Here is a 25,889-nt window from a genome sequence, read left to right as displayed (position 1 = left end):
TTACCCGTTTCGCCGCCCCGGTACGGAGCGGCCGCAACTGGCTGCGGGTTCAACCGGCCATCGGCTCGCACCCGCACCGGCAGGCCGCCCGCCACCACTGCCGCGCCAACCGCGCCAGCCCGCCGCCGGATCGTCTCCAGCGCCGTCCGCCGGCCCGGCGTACAATGCGCGACGCGGCATGACGCCGCCCGAATCACGACGTTCCCCCACCATGTTCAATCCAAGCCGCGACGAAGTGCGTCGCTTTTTCACCGAGACCTGGCGCAAGCAGCGCGCGGGCGAGATCCTGACGCCGCTGGAAGCGATGGCTGCCGACTGGATCGTCGAGCATCCCGAATACCACGCCGAACTCGACGATGCCGACGGCGCGGCCGCGCGCAACTACACGCCTGAGGAAGGCCGCACGAACCCGTTCCTGCACCTGTCGATGCACCTCGCGATCAGCGAGCAGTTGTCGATCGACCAGCCGCCCGGCATCCGCGCCGCGCACGACAAGCTGGCGGCGAAACTCGATTCGACCCACGACGCGCAGCACGCGATCATGGAATGCCTCGGCGAGACGATCTGGGAGGCGCAGCGCACCAACACGCCGCCCGACACCGACGCGTACCTGCAGCGCATCCTGCGCCGCGCGTCGCGCGACTGAGCGCCGCGGCGCCCGCACGCAGCCCCCGGGCCGCGGACAAAAAAATACCCCGCCTCGGCGGGGTATTGTTGCTGCGCGGGCCCGACAGGCCCGTCGCGCTTACTTCTTGAACACGAGATCGGTCTCTTTCAGCGATTCGATGTAGGCCGCGATGTCCTTCATGTCGCTGACCGACAGGCTCTGCACCTGCGCCTGCATGATCGCGTTGTTGCGGCCGATCAGCGGGTTCGTCAGGCCCATCTGGTACTGGCGCATCGCCCACACGAGGTAGTCGGCATGCTGGCCGGCGAGGCGCGGATATTCGGCGTTGATCGGCTTGTTCATCTGCGCGCCGTGGCAGGCCGCGCAGTTGTGCGATTCGACCAGTTCCTTGCCCTTCGTGGTGTCCGCTGCGTGCGCGGTACCGATCGCGAGGCCGGCCGCCAGTGCAACCGCCGCCGTCTTGAATGCGTTGTTCATGAATGCTCCTGTCCCGCCGGAGAGATCGGCGGCGCGCGCTTTACTTGTAGGGATTGTCCTTCGTGTCGGCCTTCTGGGCGGCGTAGTAGGCCGCCAGATCCGCGATGTCCTGGTCCGTCAGCGAACCGGCGATCGCGTTCATCGACGGGAAATGACGATCCTTCTTGCGGTAGGCCTTCAGCGCGTTCTCGAGGTATTGCTGGTTCTGGCCGCCGAGGACCGGCACCCGGTAGACCTCCGGGTACGCCGCGCGGTAGTCCTGGATGCCGTGGCAACCGATGCACATGGCGGCCTTGCTCGCCCCGTCCTTCGGGTTGCCGACCACACCGGCCGCCTGCGCGCTGCCCGCGAGCGCCACGAGCGCTGCGACAACGACGTGTTTGCCGACGAATTTGTTCATAGCTCTTGTAACCTAGCTTGAGGGGAAACTGGCGCCTAAGCGGCAACGGCCCGCGCCGTTTTGCTTATCGGATCGCCACGCAGGCCAAAAAAAACGGCCAGATTGTACCGCGTCGGCGGGGAACGCGTCCACCAGGCGCCCCGGTCCGCCCCGCCACAGCCCCGCTACGATACGCGGGCGCGGCCCAACCGCACAGCCCTTCTGACTTATACTGGGTTTTTTTCCCGAGAAAGAAGAGCGCCGCCATGCGTTTCGAAGGGTCCTCGCACTACGTCGCCACCGACGATCTGAAGCTCGCGGTCAATGCCGCGCTGACGCTGCAACGCCCGCTGCTGATCAAGGGCGAGCCCGGCACCGGCAAGACCATGCTCGCCGAGGAAGTGGCCGCCGCGCTCGACATGCCGCTGTTGCAGTGGCACATCAAGTCGACGACGAAGGCGCAGCAGGGCCTGTACGAATACGACGCGGTGTCGCGGCTGCGCGACTCGCAGCTCGGCGACGAGCGCGTGAAGGACATCTCGAACTACATCGTCAAGGGCGTGCTTTGGCAGGCGTTCGATGCCGAGCACCCGAGCGTGCTGCTGATCGACGAGATCGACAAGGCCGACATCGAATTCCCGAACGACCTGCTGCGCGAGCTCGACCGGATGGAATTCCACGTGTACGAGACGCGCGAGACGGTACGCGCGAAACACCGCCCGCTCGTCATCATCACGTCGAACAACGAGAAGGAGCTGCCCGACGCGTTCCTGCGCCGCTGCTTCTTCCACTACATCCAGTTTCCCGACCCGTCGACGATGCAGAAGATCGTCGCGGTCCACTTCCCCGACATCCGCGAGGAGCTGCTGCGCGCGGCGCTCGAGAGTTTCTTCGAATTGCGCGGCGTGTCGGGCCTGAAGAAGAAGCCGTCGACGTCCGAACTGCTCGACTGGCTGAAGCTGCTGCTCGCCGAGAACCTCCCGGCCGACGCGCTGCGCGGCACGGACGCAAAGCAGATCGTGCCGCCGCTCGCGGGCGCGCTGCTGAAGAACGAGCAGGACCTGAGCCTGCTCGAACGGCTCGTCTACATGAACCGGCACAACCGGTAATCCCCCACCCGCGAAGGCCCGGCCATGCTGCTCAATTTCTTCTACGCGCTGCGCGCAGCCAAGCTGCCCGTCTCGGTGAAGGAATACCTGACGCTGCTCGAATCGCTGAAGGCCGGGCTGATCTCGCCGTCGATCGACGCGTTCTACTTCCTCGCGCGGATGACGCTCGTCAAGGACGAGCAGTACTTCGACAAGTTCGACCAGGCGTTCGGCGCGTATTTCCACGGCGTGTCCGCGCTGCCGTCCGAGGCGTTCGACATTCCGCTCGACTGGCTCGAGAAGCGCCTCGAGCGCGAGCTGTCGCCGGAGGAAAAGGCGCAGATCGAAGCGATGGGCGGGCTCGACAAGCTGATGGAGCGCTTGAAGGAACTGCTCGACGAGCAGAAGGAGCGCCACGAAGGCGGCAACAAGTGGATCGGCACGGGCGGCACGTCGCCGTTCGGGCACGGCGGCTACAACCCGGAAGGCGTGCGCATCGGCGGCCCGTCGAACGGCAACCGCACCGCGGTGAAGGTGTGGGAAGCGCGCGCATACCGCGACTACGACGATTCGGTCGAGATCGGCACGCGCAACATCAAGGTCGCACTGCGGCGGCTGCGCCGCTTCGCGCGCGAAGGCGCGGCCGAGGAACTCGACCTGCCCGGCACGATCCGCAGCACGGCCGCGAACGCCGGCTGGCTCGACCTGCGGATGGTGCCCGAGCGCCACAACAACGTGAAGGTGCTGATGCTGCTCGACGTCGGCGGCTCGATGGACGACCACATCAAGCGCACCGAAGAGCTGTTCTCGGCCGCGAAGGCCGAATTCAAGCACCTGGAATTCTTCTACTTCCACAACTGCGTGTACGACCACCTGTGGAAGAACAACCGCCGCCGCCACTCGGAGCGCACCGCGACGTGGGACGTGCTGCACAAGTTCACGCCCGACTACAAGCTGATCTTCGTCGGCGACGCGACGATGAGCCCGTACGAAGTGCTGCAGCCCGGCGGCTCGGTCGAATACAACAACCCGGAAGCCGGCGCCGTGTGGCTGCGCCGCCTCGCCGACCAGTTCCCCCATCATGCATGGCTGAACCCCGAGCCCGAGCGGCTATGGGAATACCGGCAGTCGGTCGCGGTCATCCGCGACCTGCTCGGCCATCGCATGTATCCGCTCACGCTCGCGGGCCTCGAAACCGCGATGCGCGCACTCAGCAAGTAACGAATCCAACCAGCAGACACGAAGGCCGCGTCCACGCGGCCTCCTCCCGGAGATAGCATGAACCCCTTGCCCACCGCGAGCGCAGGCCGCGCCGGCGGCCGCCGCTTTTTCGCCGACACGTCCGTCTCGGCGCTCGTCGCCGGCTTCGTCGCGATGATGACGGGCTACACGAGTTCGCTCGTGCTGATGTTCCAGGCCGGCCGCGCCGCCCACCTCACCGATGCGCAGATCTCGTCGTGGATCTGGGCGCTGTCGATCGGCATGGCGCTGACGACGATCGGCCTGTCGCTGCGCTTTCGCGCGCCCGTCGTCGTCGCGTGGTCGACGCCCGGCGCCGCGCTCTTGATCGCGTCGCTGCCCGGCGTGCCCTACGCCGAGGCGATCGGCGCGTTCGTCGTGTGTGCTCTGCTGCTGACAGCCATCGGCGTGAGCGGCCTGTTCGACACGCTGATGCGCCGGATTCCGGCCGGCATCGCCGCCGCGCTGCTCGCGGGCATCCTGTTCGAGATCGGCATCGAGATCTTCCGCGCCGCGCAGTTCCAGACCGCGCTGGTGCTCGCGATGTTCTTCACGTACCTGATCGTCAAGCGGCTCGCGCCGCGCTATGCGATCGTAACGACGCTGATCGTCGGCACGGCGGTGGCCGGCGGCCTCGGGCTGCTCGACTTCAGCCGGTTCCACATCGCGCTCGCGCAGCCCGTGTTCACGATGCCCGCATTCTCGATCGCGTCGATCGTCAGCATCGGCATTCCGCTGTTCGTCGTCGCGATGGCGTCGCAGAACGTGCCGGGCATCGCGGTGCTGCGCGCGGACGGCTACCCGACGCCGTCGTCGCCGCTGATCGCGACGACCGGCCTCGCGTCGCTGCTGCTCGCGCCGTTCGGCTCGCACGGCGTGAACCTCGCGGCGATCACCGCCGCGATCTGCACCGGCCCCGAAGCGCATGAGGATCACGCAAAGCGCTACACGGCCGCCGTGTGGTGCGGCACGTTCTACCTGATCGCCGGGATCTTCGGCGCGACGATCGCCGCGCTGTTCGCGGCGCTGCCGAAGGCGCTCGTCGTGTCGGTCGCCGCGCTCGCGCTGTTCGGCTCGATCATGAGCGGGCTCGCGAACGCGATGCAGGACATGAAGCAGCGCGAAGCCGCGCTCGTCACGTTCATGGTCACCGCGTCGGGCCTCACGCTGCTGTCGATCGGCTCGGCGTTCTGGGGGCTCGTCGCAGGGATCGTCACGCAGGTGATCCTGAACGCGCGACGCCCGGCGTGACACGGCTCGACGCCCGCTGCGGCGGTTGCCGTGCCCGCCCCGGGGCACGCCAAAACGTGCCCGACACGAATCGGGCCTAAAATGATGGATCGAAAGCGGCGCCCGGCGCCGCTTCGCTTCGCCGCCGCGCTCGCGCGGCCCGTGAGAACCCGGCGCCCCGCGCCCTTCTTCCGAATCGCCATGACTACCGCACTCGACCAGCTGAAGCAGTACACGACCGTCGTCGCCGACACGGGCGACTTCCAGCAGCTTGCGCAATACAAGCCGCAGGACGCAACCACGAACCCGTCGCTGATCCTGAAGGCCGTTCAGAAGGATGCGTACAAGCCGATCCTCGAGAAAACCGTCCGCGATCATCGCAACGAAAGCGCCGACTTCATCATCGACCGCCTGCTGATCGCGTTCGGCACCGAGATCCTGAAGCTGATCCCGGGCCGCGTATCGACCGAGGTCGACGCGCGCCTGTCGTTCGACGCAAAGCGCTCGATCGACAAGGCGCACGAATTAATCAAGCTGTACGAAGCAGCCGGCATCGGCCGCGAGCGCATCCTGATCAAGCTCGCGTCGACGTGGGAAGGCATCCGCGCGGCCGAGGTGCTGCAGAAGGAAGGGATCAAGTGCAACATGACCCTGCTTTTCTCGCTCGTGCAGGCGGCCGCGTGCGCGGAAGCCGGCGCGCAACTGATCTCGCCGTTCGTCGGCCGCATCTACGACTGGTACAAGAAGCAGGCCGGCGCGGAATGGGATGAAGCGAAGGACGGCGGTGCGAACGATCCGGGCGTGCAGTCGGTGCGCCGCATCTATACGTACTACAAGACGTTCGGCTACAACACCGAAGTGATGGGCGCGAGCTTCCGCACGACCAGCCAGATCATCGAACTCGCCGGCTGCGACCTGCTGACGATCAGTCCCGATTTGCTGCAGAAGCTGCAGGACAGCAACGAGACGGTTTCGCGCAAGCTGTCGCCGGAAGCGCTGCAGGACAAGCCGTCCGAACGCGTGGCGATCGACGAGGCATCGTTCCGCTTCCAGCTGAACGACGAAGCGATGGCAACCGAAAAACTCGCCGAAGGCATCCGCGTGTTCGCCGCCGATGCGGTGAAGCTCGAGAAGCTGATCGACGCGCTGCGCTGAGCCGCGACCGGCGTCAGCGGCTGTCAGCAACACTGACACCAGCCGTCAGCAAGCGCGCCGCAAACGGCCGCGAACGTCATGTTCGCGGCCGTTTTATTTTTCATTCCATCGTCAAGCACGCGCACTACAATCCACGTCACGGGTGCGCCGGCCGGCTCTCGACGCGCCCTTTCCCAGTCGATCTTGCCCGACGCCGAACCCGCGCCGACGCGCGGGCCCGGCCCATCACAGGAGACAACGATGCAAGTCCAACCGTACCTGACGTTCTACGGCCGCGCAGACGAAGCCCTTCGATTCTACGAAAAGGCGCTCGGCGCGAAGACGATGTTCAAGATGCACTTCAAGGATGCGCCGCCGAATCCCGAACACGCGATCACGCCCGAGATGGCCGACAAGGTGATGCATGCGAGCTTCACGATCGGCGACTCGATGATCATGTGCTCGGACGGCGACTGCAGCCAGCCGGCAGGCACGCACGCCGGTTATTCGTTGTCGCTGAACCCGGCGACGGTCGAGGAAGGCAAGAAGCTGTTCGATGCGCTCGCCGACGGCGGCGAAGTGACGATGCCGTTCGGCAAGACGTTCTGGGCGCTCGGCTTCGGGATGGCGAAGGACCGTTTCGGCGTGCACTGGATGGTCAACGTCGAGGATCTGTCGCAGCGCGAGGAACTCGCGAAACGCGCGCAGGGCTGACTTAAAAAACGCCCGCCACCTCACGGTGGCGGGCGTTTTCGTTGTTGCGTCGCGCGACCCGCGGCAGGCGGCCGCCGCACCGCCCGCGTCAGCCTTCGACGACGTCGAGATAATCCTCCGGCCGCGTGCGATCCTCCGCATGCGCCATGCCCATCGCGCGCACCAGTACGCTCACCACGATCGACACCACGAGGTTCACGATCAGCGACCACACGGCCGCGTAGCCGGGAATCGCGAGGCCGAACAGGTGGATCGTGAAGATCGAGCTCGCGAGCTTCAGCGACACTGCCATCCACGTGCCGCACACGATGCCGGCCGCCCAGCCGATCAGCAGGCCGCGATGGTCGAGCAGCCGCGTGTACAGGCCGAGCACGATCGCGGGCAGCGTCTGGATGATCCAGATCCCGCCGAGCAGCTGCAACTGGATCGCGTAGGTCAGCGGCAGCCCGAGGATGAACGCGACCGCGCCGACCTTCACGATCAGCGAAGTGAGCTTCGCGACGTGCGTCTCCTGGTCGTGCGTCATGTTGCGGTTGATGAACTCGCGGTGGATGTTGCGCGTGTACAGGTTCGCGGCTGCGATCGACATGATCGCCGCCGGCACCAGCGCGCCGATGCCGATCGCCGCGAACGCGACGCCGACGAACCACGACGGGAAATACTCGAGGAACAGCGCGGGCACCGCGAAGTTCGGGCCGAACGCCTTGAAGTACGGCGCGTACTGCGGCATGTCCTTCACGCCCGCCGCAAGCGCCATGTAGCCGAGCAGCGCGAGCAGGCCGAGCACGAACGAATACGCAGGCAGCATCGCCATGTTGCGGCGGATCGAGTTGCCCGACGACGACGACAGGATCGCCGTGACCGAGTGCGGATACAGGAACAGCGCGAGCGCCGAGCCGATCGCGAGCGTCACGTACGCGCTGTAGCCGTTCAGGCTCGCCGCGTCCGGCGCCTTCAGCAGCAGCTTCGCGGGCGGCACGTGACCGAAGATCTGCCCGAAGCCGCCGAGCTTCGCGGGAATCACGATGATCGCCGCGGCGATCGTGATGTAGATCAGGATGTCCTTCACGATCGCGATCATCGCGGGCGCGCGCAGCCCCGACGTGTACGTGTACGCGGCGAGGATCGCGAACGCGATGATCAGCGGCAGGTCGCCGACGAAGCCGGTCGTGTCGAAACCGAGCGCGCCGATCACCACTTCGATGCCGACGAGCTGCAGCGCGATGTACGGCATCGTCGCGAGGATGCCCGTCACCGCGATCGCGAGTGCGAGCATCCGGCTGCCGTAGCGCGCGTTGACGAAGTCGGCGGCCGTCACGTAACCGTGCCGCTTCGCGATGCTCCACAGCTTCGGAAACACGACGAACGCGAACGGATAGATCAGGATCGTGTACGGCAGCGCGAAGAAGCCCATCGCGCCGGCGCCGAACACGAGCGCGGGCACCGCGACGAACGTATATGCGGTGTAGAGGTCGCCGCCGAGCAGGAACCACGTGACGATCGTGCCGAAGCGGCGTCCGCCGAGGCCCCATTCGTCGAGATGGGCGAGATCGCCGCGCCGCCAGTTCGCGGCCAGGAAACCGATGATCGTGACGCCGATGAACAGCAGGACGAAGACGAAGGTTGCGCCGAGATTCATCGCGCACCTCCCTGCGGGCCGCTCGCCTTCCACGCGTTCCTGGTCTTGAAGTACACGAACGCGGTGATCGCCGCGCTAATGAAGACCCACAGCAGCTGGTACCAGTAGAAGAACGGAAAACCGAACCATTGCGGGTCGATCTTGTTGTACGACGGCACCCAGACCATCGCGATCAACGGCAGCACCAGCAGCCAGAGCCAGCGCTTGGCGGCCCGGTTGGCGTCGGCATCGTGAGCCATGACGTCTCCTCATCTTTCCCGGTTATCGATCTTGTGAGCGGGTACGGCAGCGAGAGGAGCGGCAAAACGGGCAGGCTGCGGCTCCGCTGGCTTCGCGCCAGTATAGGAGCCGCGAGCACGCGGTCAAGCGGGGGCGAACCCGAGGTGATCCGCCCCTTGTCGCGCGGTTGCACCGGCATGCCGCCGGTGCGTGAAGCGTCAGATCGCGAACGAGGTATCGCGTGCGCCGATCGTTTCTTTCAAAGCTTTCACCCACTTGCGCGCGGGCAGCTTCAGCGTGTCCTCGATCAGCTTCGCGCGTGCGTCGAGCTGCGCGAACGGCACGTCGAGCGCGGGGCCCGAGAACGCGATCGCGATCCGGTTGCCGTCGTGCACCTCGGGCAGCGCGATCACGCGATGATCGAACGCCGCGTTCAGGTGCTTCATGTTGCGCACGAAGCTCGGATGATCGCCGAACAGGTTGATCGTCGCGATGCCTGCGTCGGCGAGGCAGCCGCGCACCGCGCGGTAGAACGCGACGCTGTCGAGCACCGGGCCGCGCGCGGTCGCGTCGTACAGGTCGATCTGGATCGCGCCCGTCGTGCCGCGGTTGGCCGGATCGTTGACGAAATCCCAGGCATCGGCTTCATGTACGGCAAGGCGCGCGTCGTCGGACGGCAGCGCGAACATCGTGCGCGCGGCGACGATCACAGCCGGGTTCAGCTCGACGGCCTCGACCTTCGCGTGCGGCAGGAAGCGGTGCGAGAACTTGGTCAACGCGCCGGTGCCGAGGCCGAGCTGGACGATCCGCTCGGGCGTTTCGAGGAACAGCAGCCACGCCATCATCTGCTGTGCGTATTCGAGTTCGATATGCAGCGGCTTCGAAATCCGCATCGCGCCCTGCACCCACTCGGTGCCGAAGTGCAGGAAGCGCACGCCGCCCTCTTCGGAGAACGTAACGGGTGCGAAGCGCGGCTTGCGCGGCGCTTCGAGTACGGGCACGTCGTCGTGTTCGTCGATTTCCGGGCGGCGCTTCACGCGCGGCGGCTGGAGTTTTTCGGAGCCGTTGTAGGAGGACGGCTTGCCTTGCTTGAACGCACGCGCCTCGGCGGACGCGCGCTTGATCAGTCGGGTCATGATTGAATCTCTTTGGGTGATGCCGGATGAGCGGACGAGAGGATAGCATTGGTGCAGGGTGGCGGCCCTTCGGAGGCCCCATGTCCGCCGTTCCGACGCAATGGCCTGCGTCGCAGCACCAGAAGCACATTGGCCGATAGCGCATGGCGATAGCCCCGTCATCCGGCTGATGGCTTCGCGTACGGCAATCGTTGCGAACATGTTCGAACAAGCCTGCGTCCCCGGAAATACGCCGTAATCGATCCGCGCCTGTCAACAACCTCAGCACCGTACAGCAGAACTACGAAAGCTTCGCGTTGGCCACCAACGGCGGGCTGCACTACCTTCACGCGCAGCTTTCCATTTCCGCGTCGTTCAGCAGCGCAGCCACTGCACAAGCTTCCCCGTTCGAATGACAGCATCGCATTCGCCGGACTCGACGAGCACCGCGCCTGGCAATCGCCCGAACTCATTGATGTTTTGGCTAATTTGACTGCTGATACGACAACCTCGGAAACCAGGGTGCCCTTTGCATGCGATATCCGGGCACATGAACAATGAGTTACTTTCTTGCAATAAAAACCCCTCCAGCCGGCCCGACATATGTCAAACTGAAACGACATCCGGGGAGAGGCTCGTAGCGGTCATGGCTCAAACAGTGACGGACAACGCACCGCTAGGTGGCCAGCGACGGCCCTCCAAAGAGCGGCTCGTCTTATACAGCGCGGCCATTCTGTTGTTTCAACTCATCTTGCTGGGTATCTGGGCATTTTCCTGCTGGGTTCTCCATATTCCTGGCGTGCCTCCTCCAGGAATCGACTTCCGGGTTTTCTGGAGCGCGTCTTTCGTTTCCCTCCATAGCGGACCGCTCGCAGCCTTTGATCTCCACCAGCTATTTTCGGCGGAAGCTGGACTGCTGCCGGATTTTTCGCCAGCGCAAATATCGGCGCCCTGGGTTTATCCTCCGACCTTCCAGTTGCTGATTTATCCGCTGGCCCTGCTGCCCTACATCGCATCGTACGGTCTGTTCGTCTGCATCAGCATCGGATGTGCGTTGATGGCTTGTGCACCTGCGATGAAAAACAGTCCACTGCCATGGATCACGCTAATCGCCTTCCCGGGTATCTGGGTCGTGACGGTCTGCGGCCAAAATTCCTTGCTCACCTTGGCGTTCGCGGCTGGCGCGCTAGGGCTGCTTGAGCGACGACCGATCATCGCGGGCATATGCGCCGGAATGCTCGTCATCAAACCGCAATTGGCGCTCCTTTTCCCTTTGCTCTTCATTTGCGGCGGACATTTCCGGGCAATTTGCGCAATGGCAGTCACGGCCACGCTCTTCTGCGCGGTCAGCGTTTTGGTGTTCGGATTGCCACTGTGGGCCCGTTTTTTTCACACGCTATCGTGGTTCAGCCACTTGATATTGGCGAACAACGCAGGCGGAATTTGGAACGCGATGCCAACCCCGTTTGCCGTTTCACGACGGCTGGGCACAAGCCTGCCAACTGCATTTGCAATTCAGGCAGCAATCGCCATACCGGCAGTCCTTGCAACTTCTGTTTTATGGGTGCGGAGGAAACATTCCGATCTATGCTCGGCTGCGGCAATCATTGCGACGCTGCTCACCCAACCCTACCTCGTCTACTATGATCTCGCGTGGTTGCTTCTCGCCATTGTTTATCTGTGCAATTACGACCAAAAAACAAACGCACTCGGACGCGCAGACTATGCAGTCATGGCGTTGGTGTGGCTTCTTCCCGCGCTATCATTCTTCTTCGTTTTCAAGCCCTCGGCAGGACAACCAGGCGCTGTCCTGTTGCCGTTCTTTTTAATACAGATTCTGTACCGCGCATCGCGTCATCGTTCGGATTCCGCAAGAACCCTGAATGCTGCGCAGCAAACACCACGTTAGGTCGTCGCCCCTCCCCCGGGCGCAACGCTGTCAAAGGCGTATCTCTCGCCACTGCACAAGCTTCTTCTCGAACGACAGCGTCGCATTGGCCGGACTCGACGAAGGCAGCACGAGCGTTTCGTAACCTGCCCTGCCTATCACGTCCGCAAACCGCCCTGCCGTCTTGCCGTTGAAGCACACGCGCTTCAGCAACGGCGCATGCTCCCTTAACGAATCGAAATCGTTCGGCTCCGCATTGTGGATCGCCGAATCGAGGCTGCCCTCGCGATGACACGCGGCCAGCACGTCCCAGATACCCCCCGTGCGTCAGCACGCGCTCGAGCCGCGCATCGTACATAAGCTCGTGCAGCCCGTGCTCGCCGAGCACCGTGCCGAGCAGCCGCCGGAACTGGTCGCTATTTTGTTCAGTTTGACACAGGCGTTGATCGGACAGCATGCTGCTGCCGCGCACGCGTTTTCTTTCGACGTGACCTGCTGCGCCGTAACGTCATCGAAGCCCGCCAACATCCGCTCCGACCATACCTGCTCCATCACGCGGGATTTCGTAAGCCTGAGTCACATCCGCTTCATTGGCGGGGAAAAAGGCGGTGTCGGCAAATCGCTCGCCGCCCGCGTGCTGGCCCAGTATTTCATCGATCGGAGCATGCCCTTCATGGGCTTCGACACCGACCGATCGCACGGCGCGCTACTGCGGTTCTATGCCGATTTTGCCGCGCCTGCCGTGCTCGACCAGCATGACAGTCTCGATCCCGTCATGGAATCGGCGCTCGAAGATCCGCAGAGGCGCATACTGGTCGACCTCGCGGCCCAAACGCGGCAGTCGCTCGCCAGGTGGCTCGACGATTCGGACGTATTCGATTTTGCCGAGGAACACGGCCTCGCGTTGACCTAATGGCACGTGATGGACACTGAACGCGATTCGGTCGATCTGCTGCAGCAGTGGCTCGACGAATTCGGCGGACGAATCAAGCTGGTGCTGGTGCTGGTGCTGAATGAAGTCCGCGGTGATCGCTTCGAGATTCTGGAGGCATCCGGCGAACGCGAGAGGGCCGAAGCCCTTGGCGCCAGCGTGATTACGCTGCGCCGCCTGCCCGATACGACGATGCAGAAGATCGATCGACAAAGCGCGAGCTTCTGGGCGGCGGTCAATCGTCCCGACCGCGCTGCCACCGGGCTCGGTTTGCTGGAGCTGGAGCGGCAGCGCGTCAAGGTCGGGCTGCATCGTACTTATGAGGAGCTGGGCACGCTCGCCTTGTAGCGCGGGTCCTCGCGACAGTACGGGGTGTACGGCGAGTTGCCGGAATGGCTCATACTGGAAAACCTGGAGGTTTCAATGGCCGATCACGACAGACAACATCCACTACGCCCGTTCCTGAAAAATTGGGTTTGGGAGCACGGCCGAATCGGGACTCGCTATCTGGACTGCGTCGATGGCGAAATCAAGTTCGATGAAGGCAAGAAATCGCATTTCGCTGCCGAGAAATATGTCTACGTGCCCCTGGGTAAGAACGCTGACGACGATGCATCCGCGGATGGTCCTGCGATCCACGAGTCGGGACTTGCCCGCTTTTTGCGGGCTGCGCAGCTGGGCACGCCAGAGGAAGCCGGTTCCGTAGCGGAGGTTCAGCGCGCAGTGCAGGACTGCGTGGAGATCGGCCTGTTCAGCGCGTATCAGCGGGAGGCTCGAAAGGCATTTGCCCGCTACGCGCAGGAACCCATGTTCGAGGACGAGATCCGCGCGGCGGTTGTCGACGACATCCGGCGAATCTACGTCGGCATGAGAGAGCAGCTGGCGCTGTACGATTTCAGTGTGCTCTACGGCTTGCCCACGCCGCTGCTGATCAGCGATACCCCCTTCATCGACTGGCGCGTGATCGCCAGTCCGGCACTTCCGTTCGTATCGCTTCCGCTGGGACCTTACTGCCTGCTGGTAGGCGCGCCGTCGGGCAGGAGTAGCCGAATCGGCCCGGTGGTCTGGAAGGCCGCTGCCGCAATGGGTCCATTGAAGGACCACAATCGTCGGCTCGAGGAGCACGCACGTCTGTGGCTGGTGGCGACCACCGATGACCAACTCGTCGCTGCGCAAAGTCGCATTGCCGCGGCCATGGGCGCCAGGCAAGGCGATGTGAAGCCCTGACCCGTGGAGTCGAGTTGCGGCGCGGTAGCATCAGGTTCGGCTTGTCTGTTGCCGCTCCTTTCGATTTCGCAACCGGCCGTTCGGCGCGGAGAAGTCGAACGGCACTGAAGGTTCGCGACGCATCATCCGGTGCCCCTCGCTTTGAGAAGCCGACCTCAGGAAAGAATCTCTCGCCAGAGCGACAGCTTTTGATCGAACGAAAGCGCCGCATGGGCCGGACTCGAAGAAGGCAATACGAGCGTTTCGTAACCTGCGGCACGGATCACGTCGGCAAACCGCCCCGCCGTCTTCCCGTTGAAGCACACCCTCTTCAGCCGCGGCACATGCTCGCGCAATGCATCGAAGTCGTTCGGTTTCGCGTTACGGATCGCCGAATCGAGACTGCCTTCGCGATGGCACGCGGCGAGCACGTCCCAGATACCGATGCCGTGTTTCAACACGCGTTCGAGCCTCGCTTCATACGCAAGCTCATGCAATTCGGGTTCATCGAGCACGACACCCAAAAGCTTCCAGAACTGGTTGCGCGGATGCGCGTAATACTGCGCGGCATCGAGCGACGCCTCGCCCGGAAAGCTGCCGAGGATCATCGTATGCGTATGCGGCCCGACCACCGGCCCGAAGCCCTGCAGCATCACGCGCCTCCGTCCTGGCCACCCGAGCGCGGCCCGTCGCCGTGCACGTCGAGATGAAGCCACAGCGCCGGCAGCATGCACTCGGTGACCATCAACGGTTTGCCGTGACGCTGGAACACCGAGCGCCGCGCCACGAACGCATGCGGCGCGCGCGCGCCCTGCAGCGCATGGCTCGCGAGCGCATACAGCGGATGGCCGGCAATCACGCGCCGGCTGACGAGCGCCGAGCGCTCGACCTGCGGATCGCTGTACAGCAGCTCCGCCAGCGGCCGCGTGCGCAGCCGCCGCATTGCCTGCCACACGCCCTTGCTTGCGGCGAGCGGCGCGATGCTGTGCGCAGCGACGTACGGCGTTCCGTCGACCGACAGGAGCACCTCGCGCACCCACATCGGTGCGCGCGGCGAACTGGCCAGCGCGTCGGGCTCGTCGAACCACGGACCGTCGACGGCCTCGCGCGTCACGCGCACGTTCACGCGGCCGAGCCGCGCGAGATGCGCGGTCAGCGATCCGCCGCGCGTCAGCCAGTCGCGCTGGTCGAGCGTGCAGCCAGGCCGCGGCGTCTCGCGCCAGCCGGCCTGACCGCCGTCGAATCGCATGCGTGCGTTCACGCGGCGCGCGACAGCAGCAGCGCGTTGGTCCGCTTCACGAAGCTCGCCGGATCGTCGAGCATGCCGCCTTCGGCCAGCAGCGCCTGGTCGAACAGCAGATGGCACCAGTCGCCGAAATCGGCGCTGTCGGCGTTCAACTGCTTCACGAGCGCATGCTCGGGGTTGATCTCGAGGATCGGCTGCATCGCCGGCGCGTTCTGGCCGGCCGCCTTCAGCATCCGCTGCAGGTAGCCGCTCATGTCGTTGTCGTCCGCGACGAGGCACGACGGCGAATCGGTCAGGCGGAACGTGACGCGCACTTCCTTCACCTTGTCGCCGAGCGCTTCCTTCATCTTCTCGACGACGGGCTTGATCGCCTCGCCCGCTTGTTCCTGCGCCTTCTTCTCTTCGTCGTTCAGTTCGCCGAGATCGAGGTCGCCGCGCGCGACGCTCGCGAGCGGCTTGCCGTCGAACTCGTTGAGGAACGACAGCATCCATTCGTCGACGCGGTCGGTCAGCAGCAGCACCTCGACGCCCTTCTTGCGGAACACTTCGAGATGCGGGCTGTTCTTCGCGGCCTGCCACGTATCGGCCGTCACGTAGTAGATCTTGCTCTGCTCGGGCTTCATGCGCGATACGTAGTCGGCGAGCGACACGTCCTGCGCGTCGGTGTCGCCGTGCGTCGATGCGAAGCGCAGCAGCTTCGCGATGCGCTCGCGGTTCGCGTGATCCTCGCCGAGGCCTTCCTTCAGCACCTGGCCGAACGCGCCCCAGAACGTCTTGTACTTTTCCTTGCCGGCATCCTCTTCCGCGTTCGCGAGCTCTTCGAGCATCGACAGCGCGCGCTTCGTCACGCCTTCGCGGATCGCCTTAACGTCGCGGCTTTCCTGCAGGATCTCGCGCGACACGTTCAGCGGCAGGTCGGCCGAATCGACGACGCCCTTCACGAAGCGCAGGTACTGCGGCAGCAGCTGCTCGGCGTCGTCCATGATGAACACGCGCTTCACGTACAGCTTCAGGCCGCCGCGATAGTCGCGGTTCCACAGGTCGAACGGCGCGTGCGACGGCACGAACAGCAGTTGCGTGTATTCGCTGCGGCCCTCGACGCGGTTGTGCGTCCACGTGAGCGGATCCTGATGGTCGTGCGCGACGTGCTGGTAGAACTGCGTGTACTGCTCGTCGGTGACGTCGCTCTTCGAACGCGTCCACAGCGCGCTCGCCTGGTTGACGGTCTCGTCCTCGTCCTTCAGGACCATCTCGCCCTTTTCCTGATCCCATTCTTCCTTCTGCATCAGGATCGGCAGCGCGATGTGGTCGGAATACTTCTGGATGATCGACTTCAGGCGGTGCGACGACAGCAGCTCGTCCTCGCCTTCGCGCAGGTGCAGCGTGATCGTCGTGCCGCGCTGCGCGCGCTCGATCGCGTCGATCGTGAAATCGCCCTCGCCCGCGCTTTCCCAGCGCACGGCTTCGTTCGCCGGCAGGCCCGCGCGGCGCGTCTCGACGGTGATTTTGTCCGCGACGATGAAGCCCGAGTAGAAGCCGACGCCGAACTGGCCGATCAGCGCCGCGTCCTTCTGCTGGTCGCCGGAGAGTTTCGTGAAGAATTCCTTGGTGCCCGAACGCGCGATCGTGCCGAGGTTCGCGATCGCCTCGTCGCGGCTCATGCCGATGCCGTTGTCGTCGATCGTGATCGTGCGCGCGGCCTTGTCGTAGCCGATGCGGATGCGCAGGTTCGGATCGTTCTCGTACAGCGCGTTGTCCGCGAGCCCCTCGAAACGCAGCTTGTCGGCCGCGTCGGACGCGTTCGACACCAGTTCGCGCAGGAAGATTTCCTTGTTGCTGTAGAGCGAATGAATCATCAGGTGGAGGAGTTGCTTGACCTCTGCCTGAAAGCTCATCGTTTCGTGTGCCATGGATGCTGTTTCCTCTTACTTGAACTTGAATGGTGTGCCGCAGGCGCCCGGCGCGCGATGCCGGCAGGCCCGCGAAGGACGACCGCCCGGCGCCAGCGGCTTGCGCGCGTATCTGGGGACGGGCAGCGGGATTTCAAGGGCCGGCGGCCCGCACCACGTCACGACGCCCGCCGCACCGCCGAATCGATATAACGCGCGAGAAACCCCGGCAACGCCGGATCGCCGCAGTTCGCGACGTTGAAGCGCGTCCACGTCGACGGCGACTGCTGCGGCGAAAACAGGCTGCCGGGCGTCAGCAGGAACCCCGCTTCGTGCGCGGCGGCCGCGAGCGCGTCCGAATCGACGCCCGTGTCGGCCCACAGGAACATCCCGGCCGCCGGCATCGTGAAAAGCCCCAGCCCGGTGCGCTCGAGCATCCGCGCGGTCTTGTCGCGCACGCCGTCGAGCCGTGCACGCAGCCGCTCGACATGGCGCCGGTAATGCCCTTCGGTCAGGATCTTGTAAAGCACGCGCTCGTTGAGCTCGGGCGTCGTCATCCCGACCAGCATCTTCTGGTCGGTGACCGCCTTCGCGATCTCCGGCGCGCACGCGACATAACCGACCCGCAGGTTCGCCGCGAGCGTCTTCGAATAGCTGCCGAGGTAGATCACGCGCTTCAGCTGGTCGAGGCTCGCGAGCCGCGTGGCCGGATAGCTCGGCGGGCACAGGTCGCCGTACACGTCGTCCTCGACGACGAGAAAGTCGTATGCCTCCGCGAGCTTCAGGATCCTGAATGCCTGCGCGGCCGACAGCGACGTGCCGGTCGGGTTCTGCAGCACCGAGTTGATCACGAGCATCTTAGGCCGCCACATCTGCACGAGCGTCTCGAGCGCGTCGAGATCGGGGCCGTCCGGCGTGTACGGCATCCCGACGAGCTGCGCGCCCTGCGACGCGAAGCGGCCGAACATCTGGAACCACGCGGGATCGCCGACGATCACCGCGTCGCCCGGCCGCACGTAGATCCGCGATATCAGGTCGATTGCCTGCGTGATCCCCGATACCAGCACGAGCTGGTCGGGCGTCGCGCCGATCTCGACTTCGGCGAGGCGCGTCTGCAGTTGCTGGCGCAGCGGCAGGAAACCCTGCGCGGTGCCGAAGCCGAGCATCTGCGCGCCGGACTGGCGCCCGAGCGCGCGCAGCGCGCCGGTGATCAGCTCGCCGTCGAGCCAGCGGCCCGGCAGGTAGCCGAGACCGGGCCCCTTTTCCGGGCTGACGGTGTGCAGCATGTTGCGCAGCAGCCAGACGACGTCAATCGTGTTGTGCACGGGCGCGGCTTCGGACCTGCGCGCCACGTTGTCGGCAGGCAGCGGGCCGGCCGTGCGCTCGCGCACGTAGAAGCCGGAGCCGCGCCGCGAGTCGAGGTAACCCTGCGCGACGAGGCGTTCGTACGCCTCGACGACGGTAAAGCGCGACACGCTCTTGTCGAGCGCGAGCTTGCGGATCGACGGCATCCGCATGCCGGGACGGAACACGCGTTCGTCGATGCGCCGCCGGGCCCACTGGACCAGCTGGTCGACGAGCGTGAGCGTGGCCGTATCGTGCGGCACGGGAATCTGGGCGAGTGGAACGGTGGACATGGGGCGGCAACTCCAACTGTACCGAAGGCTATCGCGCCGATTGTACCGTTACTGTGCCGGTGCCGACGATTACAGTTGACCGGAATGGCGACCGTGCGGCCGCCGTTCCGGCCCCGCCGCACCTGGAGCCGCGCCGGCCGGCCTGATCCGCGGCCCGTGCGCCGGCCGGTCCGGCAACCGCCCGGCGCAACGCCCGCCTACCATGACACTTTCGCTTCCCGACCGACGTTCATGCCAGCCCGTTCCCTGACACTCGACCATCTCGTGATCGCCGCGCGCACGCTCGACGAAGGCGTGCGCCATGTCGCCGACGCGCTCGGCATCGAACCGGCCGGCGGCGGCCGTCACCCGCTGATGCGGACCCATAATGCGCTGTTCGGCGCATGGGGCGGGCTCTACCTCGAAGTGATCGCGATCGACCCCGATGCCCCCACCCCGGACGACGATGCAGAGCCACCGCGCACGCGGCTGTTCGCGCTCGACGATCCGGCGATGCACGCCCGGCTCGCGCAGGGCCCGTTTCTCGCGCACTGGGTTGCGCGCGTCGACCGCCCGCGCCAGCTCGCGCTGTGGCAGAGCCAGTATCCGGCCCGCATCCCGCCCGTCGTCGCGATGCGGCGCGGCGACCTGAGCTGGGGCCTCACGGTGCCCGACGACGGCGCGTTCCCCGCATGGCAGGGCGCGGGCGACGGTCTCGTGCCGTCGCTGATCCAGTGGGACAGCCCGCACCACCCGGCCGAATCGCTGCCGAACGACGGTGTCGCGCTGAAGTCGCTCAACGGCGCCCACCCGCGCGCGGAGGTCATCCGCGAGCAGCTCGACTGGCTCGGCGCAGCCCACCTGCTCGACCTGAAAACCGGCGACGGCCCGCCCGTGCTGGTCGCCGAATTCGATACGCCGCAGGGCGCACGTACGCTGCGCTGAAAGTCCGTCCATTACAACCACCCTGCAATCCGGAGATACCTTCGACATGAATTCGCGCGAAACCCGGGGCATGCTGCTCGGCCTGATCGGCGTGATGATCTTCAGCCTGACGCTGCCGATGACGCGCATCGTCGTGTCCGAACTCAATCCGCTGCTCAACGGGCTCGGCCGCGCGCTCGCCGCCGCCGTGCCGGCCGGCCTGCTGCTGTGGTGGCGCCGCGAGCCGCTGCCGACCCGCGCGCAGCTGAAAAGCCTCGCGATCACGTCGGCCGGCGTGATCATCGCGTATCCGGTGTTCTCCGCATGGGCGATGAAATCCGTGCCGGCCTCGCACGGCGCAGTCGTCAACGGGCTGCAGCCGCTGTTCGTCGCGCTGTATGCGGCATGGCTGTCGCACGAACGGCCGTCGAAGGCGTTCTGGGCCAGCGCGGTGGCCGGCAGCGCGCTCGTGATCGCGTTCGCGCTGCGCGACGGCGGCGGCACCGTGCAGGCCGGCGACGCGCTGATGCTCGTCGCGGTCGGCATCGGCGCGCTCGGCTATGCGGAAGGCGCGCGCCTCGCGCGCCAGATCGGCGGCTGGCAGGTGATCTGCTGGGCGCTCGTGGTGTCCGCGCCGTTCCTCGTGCTGCCGGTCGGCTGGCTTGCGTGGATGCAGCATGCCGCGCATCCGGGCCCGCTCGCGCTGCGCACGTGGCTCGCGTTCGGCTACGTGACCCTCTTTTCGCAATTCATCGGTTTCTTCGCGTGGTACGCGGGGCTCGCGATGGGCGGCATCGCGCGCGTCGGCCAGGTGCAGCTGCTGCAGATTTTCTTCACGATTGCATTTTCCGCGCTGCTGTTCGGCGAAACGGTCACGCCGTCGACGTGGCTGTTCGCGGCCGCCGTGATCGCCACCGTGGTGCTCGGGCGCCGCTCGGCGGTCGCCACCGCCGCGCAACCGGCTCGCGCCGGCTGAACAGGTGCGCCATAATGGCTGTTTTGCCTGATCGGTTGTGCCCACCCGGCCGCGAAGGCTCGACCGCGCTCGCGCATACCCACCCGGCAGCGTCGAAGCGACCCGCCCGAACGACCTTTCTTGACTGACCACGATATCCGAACGAGGAGACTATGAATCCGAGCGACCTGCATCCGCCGCACTGGCAGCTTTCCGAACGCGCCCGCAAGCTGACGAGCTCTGCGATCCGCGAGATCCTGAAGGTCACGGAACGCCCCGAGGTCATCTCGTTCGCCGGCGGCCTGCCCGCCCCCGCGACGTTCCCGGCCGAGCGCATGCGCGCCGCCGCCGACCGCGTGCTGCGCGACGCGCCGGCCGCCGCGCTCCAGTACAGCGCGACCGAAGGCTACCTGCCGCTGCGCGAGTGGATCGCCGAGCGCTACAGCGTGCGCGTGTCGCAGGTGCTGATCACGACCGGCTCGCAGCAGGCGCTTGACCTGCTCGGCAAGGCACTCGTCGATCCGGGCAGCCCGATCCTCGTCGAAACGCCGACCTACCTCGGCGCGCTGCAGTCGTTCTCGCTGTACGAGCCGCGTTACGTGCAGGTGCCGACCGACGAGCAGGGCCTGCTGCCGGAAGGCCTCACGCCCGAACTCACGCAAGGCGCTCGCCTCCTGTACGCGCAGCCGAACTTCCAGAACCCGACCGGCCGCCGCCTGCCCGTCGAGCGCCGCCGCGCGCTCGCCGCGTTCGCGCAGACGAGCCCGTTCCCGGTGCTGGAAGACGATCCGTACGGCGCGCTGAACTACCGCGGCGAGCCGCTGCCGACGATGCTGTCGATGGCGCCCGACCACGTCGTGCACCTCGGCACGTTCTCGAAGGTGCTCGCACCGGGCCTGCGGATCGGCTACATCATTGCCCCCGAGGAACTCCACTTCAAGCTGGTGCAGGCCAAGCAGGCCACCGACCTGCACACGCCAACGCTGACGCAGCGCATCGCGCACGAAGTGATCAAGGACGGCTTCCTCGACGAGCACATCCCGACGATCCGCGAGCTGTACAGCGCGCAATGCGACGCGATGCTCGGCTCGCTCGCGCGCCACATGCCGGAAGGCGTCACGTGGAACCGCCCGGAAGGCGGGATGTTCATCTGGGTGAACCTGCCTGCGCAGATCGACAGCATGAAGCTGCTCGCCGCGGCCGTCGACAACCACGTCGCCTTCGTGCCGGGCGCGCCGTTCTTCGCGGACAATGCCCAGCAGAACACGCTGCGCCTGTCGTTCGTCACGGTGCCGCCCGAGAAGATCGAGGAAGGCGTAGCTCGCCTCGGCAAGCTGCTGCGCGAGCGCCTCTGATCCCACCCTTTTCCTGTCACGACTCTCTACGAGGAATCGAACGCATGGCTAACGTCTACGACAAACTGAAGTCGCTCGGCATCGAGCTCCCGACCGCCGGCGCACCGGCCGCCGCCTACGTGATGAGCGCGCAAAGCGGCAACACGGTCTACCTGTCGGGCCACATCGCGAAGAAGGACGGCAAGGTCTGGGCCGGCAAGCTCGGCGCGGATCTGCAGACGGAAGACGGCAAGGCGGCCGCACGCTCGATCGCGATCGACCTGCTCGCCACGCTGCACGCGCACACCGGCGACCTGAACAAGGTCACGCGCATCGTCAAGCTGATGAGCCTCGTCAACTCGACGCTCGACTTCACCGAACAGCACGTCGTGACGAACGGCGCGTCGGAACTGATCGCGGAAGTGTTCGGCGATGCGGGCAAGCACGCGCGCTCGGCCTTCGGCGTCGCGCAGATCCCGCTCGGCGCGTGCGTCGAGATCGAGCTGATCGCCGAAGTCGCGTAACAGGCGCATCGCGATGCCCGGCCGCCTCGTCCGCTTCAAGCAGGTCGATGTCTTCACGTCGGTGCCGTTCAAGGGCAACCCGCTCGCCGTGGTGTTCGACGCCGATTCGCTCGGCGACGACGACATGCTCGCGATCGCCCGCTGGACCAACCTGTCGGAGACGACGTTCGTCTGCACGCCGACCGATCCGGAAGCCGACTACCGCGTACGGATCTTCACGCCGGCCGGCGAACTGCCGTTCGCCGGCCACCCGACGCTCGGCACCGCGCACGCGTTCCTCGAAAGCGGCGCGCGGCCGCGCACGCCGGGCCGGCTGATCCAGCAGTGCGGGGTCGGCCGGGTCGCGCTGCGCGAGCAGGCCGACGGCTGGGCGTTCGCCGCGCCGCCGGCACGCGTCACGCCGCTCGACCGTGCGGACTACGCGGCGCTGGCGGCCGCGTTGCGCAGCGATGCGATCGATCCGGATGCCGAACCGTGCGCGGTCGACAACGGCGCGCCCTGGCTCGTCGTGCGGCTGACGTCGGCCGATGCATGCGTCGGCCTGTCGCCCGATCCGGCCGCGCTGGAGGCGATCACGCACCGCTACGGCACGCACGGCCTCGCGGTCTATGCGCCGCACGCCGAAGGCGGCCCCGCGACGTTCGAAATCCGCTGCCTGATGACGGGCGGCAGCTTCGGCGTCGGCGAGGACCCCGTCACGGGCAGCGCCAACGCCGCGCTGGCCGGGCTGCTGACGCGGCAGGAACGCCGCCCCGGCAGGTCGTATACGGCCCGCCAGGGCACGGCGATCGGCCGCGACGGCCGCATCTTCGTCAGCTACGACGAGGACGGCACGACGTGGATCGGCGGCCGCGCCGTCACGGTCGTCGACGGCACGTTCCGGTCACCTGACTGACATTTCGCGATGTGCGATGGCGCCGGCCCGTCCGGCGCCCCTCCGATTCGCCCAACTATCGCAAAAACCCTCCAGCCAGTAATATCGGGCCTAATCCGTTGTTTCGGAGGTCTGTCCATGGTTGCGCATCCCGCGAACGAACAGACGCCGGAGCGACCCCAACCATAGCCCGCCATCCCGACGGATGGCGCACGCGAGCAGGACGCCACCCTCTTCGATGAGCTCCGCCCGGTCCAACCCTACGCCGCCTACCCGGCCGCTGCGCGCGCCGCGCAAATCGCGCCGGCGTGCGCTATTCGCGATCCCGCTGCTCGGGATGCTGGCGCTTGCGCTGCTGTGGGCCGTAATCATCGCGCGTCTATCGGTCGAGAAGGACAGCGCGTACAAGGAAGCGGCGGCGTCCGCGGCGATCCTGTCCTCCGCGCTCGAGCAGCATACGGTCAAGGCGATTCACCAGGTCGACCAGATCACCCGCTTCGTCAAGTTCGAGTTCGAGAAGTCGCCCGCGCGCTTCAATCTCGCGAGCACCGTCGAGAAAGGCGTCGTGCCGAGCGACACGCTGATCCAGGTGTCGCTCGTCAACGCGAAGGGCATCCTGTTCGCGAACACCGCCGAAATCCATCCGCAGCCGATCAACCTGTCCGATCGCGAGCACTTCAAGGTCCACCTCGCGCACAACGACGACCGCCTCTATATCAGCAAGCCCGTGTTCGGCCGCGTGTCGAGCCACTGGACGCTGCAGATGACGCGGCGCCTGAACAACCCGGACGGCAGCTTCGCGGGCATCGTCGTCGTGTCGGAAGACCCGAGCTATTTCACGAACGACTTCTACAACAACGCGGCGATCGGCAAGGAAGGCGTGATCGCGGTCGTGTCCGACACGGGCGCCGTGCTCGCGCGGCGCACGGGCTCGCTCAGCAACGCGCCGGGCGCGTTTTCGGCATCGGGCGTCTACCCGATCGCCGAGCGCGTGACGGGCACGATCATCGACCCGATCGACGGCGTGACGCGCATCGTGTCGTACCGCCACCTCGACGGCTACCCGCTCGCGGTGATGGTCGGGCTGTCGCAGACCGAGGAATTCGCGGATTACTACCACACGCGCAACGTCTACCTGCTGATGACGAGCTTCATCACGCTCGCGATGCTCGCGTTCTTCGGCGTCGCGACGGGCCTGATCGGCAAGCTGCTCGGCCGCGAGCGCGAGATGACGCAGCTCGCGGAATTCGACCTGCTCACCGGCCTCGCGAACCGCTATGCGACGCTGCGCGGGCTGCGCAACGATGTGTCGATGCCGACGAGCCTGTCGCGGCTCGGCCTGCTGTTCATCGATCTCGACAACTTCAAGACCGTCAACGACACGCTCGGCCACAACGCCGGCGACATCGTGCTGCAGATGACCGCATCGCGCCTGTCCGATGCGGTCGGCGACGAAGGCTCGCTCGCGCGCATCGGCGGCGACGAGTTCGTCGTCGTGATGAAGGGCGACGACGTCGAGCGGCGCGCGGTGCGGCTCGCGGAAGCGATCATCCGGATGTTCGGCGAACCGTTCGACGTGCGCGGCAGTTCGTTCGTGCTGCATGCGAGCATCGGCATCGCGCTGCACTCCGTCGCGAACGAAAGCGAGATCGACCTGCTGAAGAAGGCCGACCTCGCGATGTACAGCGCGAAGGACGCCGGCAAGAACTGCTACCAGTTCTATGCGCCGCACCTGTCGCACCGTGCCGACCACCTGATGCGCTGGGAACAGCAATTGCGCGTCGCGCTCGCCGAGGGGCAGCTGTTCCTCGCATACCAGCCGAAGATCGACCTCACGCACCGCTACATCACCGGCTTCGAGGCACTCGCGCGCTGGGACCACCCCGAACACGGGATCATTTCCGCGAACGAATTCATTTCGATCGCCGAATCGACGGGCCTGATCGTGCCGATCGGCGACTTCGTGATCCGCACCGCATGCGAACAGATCGCGCGCTGGCGCGACGAGGGCCACGACACGCTGACGCTCGCGATCAACATCTCGCCCGTGCAGTTCTGGCGCGGCGACCTGATCGAGACGATCTCGAGCACGCTGCAGGAAACCGGCATCGACGCCAACCGGCTCGAACTCGAGATCACCGAAACCGCGATGATGGAATATCCGGAACTCGTGTCCGAGAAGATCGTCGCGCTGAAGAAGCTCGGCATCCGGATCGCACTCGACGATTTCGGCACCGGCTATTCGTCGCTGTCCTACCTGCACCGCTTCTCCGTCGACACGCTGAAGGTCGACCGCTCGTTCGTGCAGGCGATCCCGAACGATCGCAGCGTGTGCGTGATGGTGTCGTCGATCGTGCATCTCGCGCGCTCGCTCGGCCTGACCGTCGTCGTCGAAGGCACGGAAACCGAGGAGCAGATCACGTGGCTGTCCGCGCTCGGCGAGATCGAGGCGCAAGGCTTCCTGTTCTCTCGCCCGGTGCCGGCCGACGCGATTCCCGCGCTGATCGCACGCTTCGGCGTGCGCGGCGACCATCCGAACGTCATCGCACATCGCGCGACCGGCAGCACGGGCGCCTGAGCGCACCGCGGCCCGGCCGCGGCGCGCGTTGCGCACTGCCGCAATTGTTTCGTGTTCCAATC

Annotated in this window: 23 protein-coding genes and 2 pseudogenes; 15 read left to right on the top strand and 10 right to left on the bottom strand. The window is 65.8% G+C overall.

Annotation, left to right across the window (positions count from 1 at the left end):
* The first annotated feature begins 211 nt into the window (after positions 1 to 211).
* On the top strand, positions 212 to 646 hold the full coding sequence (locus DM992_RS08395; RefSeq protein WP_034184813.1) for a DUF1841 family protein: 435 nt from the start codon (positions 212 to 214) through the stop codon (positions 644 to 646).
* Between the two features lie 99 nt (positions 647 to 745).
* Here DM992_RS08395 and DM992_RS08390 read toward each other — a convergent pair whose 3' ends face one another.
* On the bottom strand, positions 746 to 1,105 hold the full coding sequence (locus DM992_RS08390; protein ID WP_034184812.1) for a cytochrome c: 360 nt from the start codon (positions 1,103 to 1,105) through the stop codon (positions 746 to 748).
* A 40-nt stretch (positions 1,106 to 1,145) separates the two neighbouring features.
* Complete coding sequence (locus DM992_RS08385) at positions 1,146 to 1,505, bottom strand: cytochrome c (RefSeq protein WP_011885616.1); 360 nt, start codon at positions 1,503 to 1,505, stop codon at positions 1,146 to 1,148.
* Positions 1,506 to 1,750: 245 nt separating this feature from the next.
* On the opposite strand from DM992_RS08385, the gene DM992_RS08380 reads away from it, so the two are divergent.
* The 5 genes from DM992_RS08380 to DM992_RS08360 all read left to right on the top strand — a co-directional run bounded on the left by DM992_RS08380 (position 1,751) and on the right by DM992_RS08360 (position 6,889).
* Positions 1,751 to 2,593, top strand: a complete 843-nt coding sequence (locus DM992_RS08380; protein WP_034184811.1) for a MoxR family ATPase — start codon at positions 1,751 to 1,753, stop codon at positions 2,591 to 2,593.
* Between the two features lie 24 nt (positions 2,594 to 2,617).
* Positions 2,618 to 3,793 carry a VWA domain-containing protein gene (locus DM992_RS08375; RefSeq protein WP_034184810.1) on the top strand — a complete coding sequence of 392 codons (1,176 nt, stop codon included), beginning with the start codon at positions 2,618 to 2,620 and terminating at the stop codon, positions 3,791 to 3,793.
* Positions 3,794 to 3,850: 57 nt separating this feature from the next.
* On the top strand, positions 3,851 to 5,062 hold the full coding sequence (locus tag DM992_RS08370) for a benzoate/H(+) symporter BenE family transporter (RefSeq protein WP_111016398.1): 1,212 nt from the start codon (positions 3,851 to 3,853) through the stop codon (positions 5,060 to 5,062).
* Between the two features lie 180 nt (positions 5,063 to 5,242).
* Positions 5,243 to 6,196 (top strand): transaldolase, encoded by a 954-nt coding sequence (gene tal / locus DM992_RS08365; protein WP_111017863.1) that lies wholly within the window; start codon positions 5,243 to 5,245, stop codon positions 6,194 to 6,196.
* Between the two features lie 240 nt (positions 6,197 to 6,436).
* Positions 6,437 to 6,889 carry a VOC family protein gene (locus tag DM992_RS08360; RefSeq protein ID WP_072440943.1) on the top strand — a complete coding sequence of 151 codons (453 nt, stop codon included), beginning with the start codon at positions 6,437 to 6,439 and terminating at the stop codon, positions 6,887 to 6,889.
* A gap of 88 nt (positions 6,890 to 6,977) precedes the next feature.
* Here the strand turns inward: DM992_RS08360 and DM992_RS08355 are convergent, their stop codons facing one another.
* The 3 genes from DM992_RS08355 to DM992_RS08345 form a co-directional block, all read right to left on the bottom strand.
* A complete protein-coding gene (locus DM992_RS08355) occupies positions 6,978 to 8,528 on the bottom strand; it encodes a sodium:solute symporter family protein (RefSeq protein WP_111016397.1) in 1,551 nt (516 codons plus the stop codon).
* The gene (locus DM992_RS08350) at positions 8,525 to 8,767 is read right to left on the bottom strand and encodes a DUF3311 domain-containing protein (RefSeq protein ID WP_111016396.1); all 243 of its coding nucleotides are present in this window, start codon (positions 8,765 to 8,767) and stop codon (positions 8,525 to 8,527) included. Before DM992_RS08350 ends, DM992_RS08355 begins: the two co-directional genes overlap by 4 nt.
* 198 nt (positions 8,768 to 8,965) lie before the next feature.
* Positions 8,966 to 9,883 carry a spermidine synthase gene (locus DM992_RS08345; RefSeq protein ID WP_111016395.1) on the bottom strand — a complete coding sequence of 306 codons (918 nt, stop codon included), beginning with the start codon at positions 9,881 to 9,883 and terminating at the stop codon, positions 8,966 to 8,968.
* A gap of 625 nt (positions 9,884 to 10,508) precedes the next feature.
* Between DM992_RS08345 and DM992_RS08340 the strand changes: the two genes are divergently transcribed.
* A complete protein-coding gene (locus DM992_RS08340; protein ID WP_111016394.1) occupies positions 10,509 to 11,771 on the top strand; it encodes a glycosyltransferase family 87 protein in 1,263 nt (420 codons plus the stop codon).
* 30 nt (positions 11,772 to 11,801) lie between these two features.
* Here DM992_RS08340 and DM992_RS08335 read toward each other — a convergent pair.
* Positions 11,802 to 12,165 (bottom strand): annotated as a pseudogene (locus tag DM992_RS08335) (DNA-deoxyinosine glycosylase); the annotation flags it as partial.
* Between the two features lie 156 nt (positions 12,166 to 12,321).
* Between DM992_RS08335 and DM992_RS08330 the strand changes: the two are divergent.
* Positions 12,322 to 13,029, top strand: a pseudogene (locus tag DM992_RS08330) (mobilization protein).
* A gap of 75 nt (positions 13,030 to 13,104) precedes the next feature.
* Complete coding sequence (locus DM992_RS08325) at positions 13,105 to 13,908, top strand: hypothetical protein (RefSeq protein WP_111016393.1); 804 nt, start codon at positions 13,105 to 13,107, stop codon at positions 13,906 to 13,908.
* Between the two features lie 155 nt (positions 13,909 to 14,063).
* Here DM992_RS08325 and DM992_RS08320 read toward each other — a convergent pair whose 3' ends face one another.
* The 4 genes from DM992_RS08320 to DM992_RS08305 form a co-directional block, all read right to left on the bottom strand.
* Complete coding sequence (locus tag DM992_RS08320) at positions 14,064 to 14,540, bottom strand: DNA-deoxyinosine glycosylase (protein WP_111016392.1); 477 nt, start codon at positions 14,538 to 14,540, stop codon at positions 14,064 to 14,066.
* The gene (locus DM992_RS08315; protein ID WP_111017862.1) at positions 14,540 to 15,136 is read right to left on the bottom strand and encodes a chorismate lyase; all 597 of its coding nucleotides are present in this window, start codon (positions 15,134 to 15,136) and stop codon (positions 14,540 to 14,542) included. Before DM992_RS08315 ends, DM992_RS08320 begins: the two co-directional genes overlap by 1 nt.
* An 8-nt stretch (positions 15,137 to 15,144) precedes the next feature.
* A complete protein-coding gene (htpG, locus tag DM992_RS08310; RefSeq protein WP_111016391.1) occupies positions 15,145 to 17,043 on the bottom strand; it encodes a molecular chaperone HtpG in 1,899 nt (632 codons plus the stop codon).
* A gap of 158 nt (positions 17,044 to 17,201) precedes the next feature.
* On the bottom strand, positions 17,202 to 18,659 hold the full coding sequence (locus tag DM992_RS08305) for a PLP-dependent aminotransferase family protein (RefSeq protein ID WP_111016390.1): 1,458 nt from the start codon (positions 18,657 to 18,659) through the stop codon (positions 17,202 to 17,204).
* A gap of 231 nt (positions 18,660 to 18,890) precedes the next feature.
* On the opposite strand from DM992_RS08305, the gene DM992_RS08300 reads away from it, so the two are divergent.
* The 6 genes from DM992_RS08300 (at position 18,891) to DM992_RS08275 (ending at position 25,827) form a co-directional block, all read left to right on the top strand.
* Complete coding sequence (locus DM992_RS08300; protein WP_111016389.1) at positions 18,891 to 19,583, top strand: VOC family protein; 693 nt, start codon at positions 18,891 to 18,893, stop codon at positions 19,581 to 19,583.
* A 46-nt stretch (positions 19,584 to 19,629) separates the two neighbouring features.
* Positions 19,630 to 20,538 (top strand): DMT family transporter, encoded by a 909-nt coding sequence (locus tag DM992_RS08295; protein WP_111016388.1) that lies wholly within the window; start codon positions 19,630 to 19,632, stop codon positions 20,536 to 20,538.
* Positions 20,539 to 20,690: 152 nt separating this feature from the next.
* A complete protein-coding gene (locus tag DM992_RS08290; protein ID WP_111016387.1) occupies positions 20,691 to 21,872 on the top strand; it encodes a PLP-dependent aminotransferase family protein in 1,182 nt (393 codons plus the stop codon).
* Positions 21,873 to 21,916: 44 nt separating this feature from the next.
* A complete protein-coding gene (locus tag DM992_RS08285) occupies positions 21,917 to 22,375 on the top strand; it encodes a RidA family protein (protein WP_006478174.1) in 459 nt (152 codons plus the stop codon).
* A 13-nt stretch (positions 22,376 to 22,388) separates the two neighbouring features.
* Positions 22,389 to 23,270: a PhzF family phenazine biosynthesis protein gene (locus DM992_RS08280; protein WP_111016386.1), complete on the top strand. Its 882-nt coding sequence runs from the start codon at positions 22,389 to 22,391 to the stop codon at positions 23,268 to 23,270.
* Positions 23,271 to 23,487: 217 nt separating this feature from the next.
* Positions 23,488 to 25,827: an EAL domain-containing protein gene (locus DM992_RS08275; RefSeq protein WP_111016385.1), complete on the top strand. Its 2,340-nt coding sequence runs from the start codon at positions 23,488 to 23,490 to the stop codon at positions 25,825 to 25,827.
* The last annotated feature ends 62 nt before the right edge of the window (positions 25,828 to 25,889 follow it).

This window comes from Burkholderia sp. JP2-270 (genome assembly GCF_003233675.1).
Lineage (GTDB): Bacteria > Pseudomonadota > Gammaproteobacteria > Burkholderiales > Burkholderiaceae > Burkholderia > Burkholderia pyrrocinia_C.
Note: the sequence above shows the minus strand (reverse complement) of the source record. Positions and strands in the feature narration are given on the sequence as shown.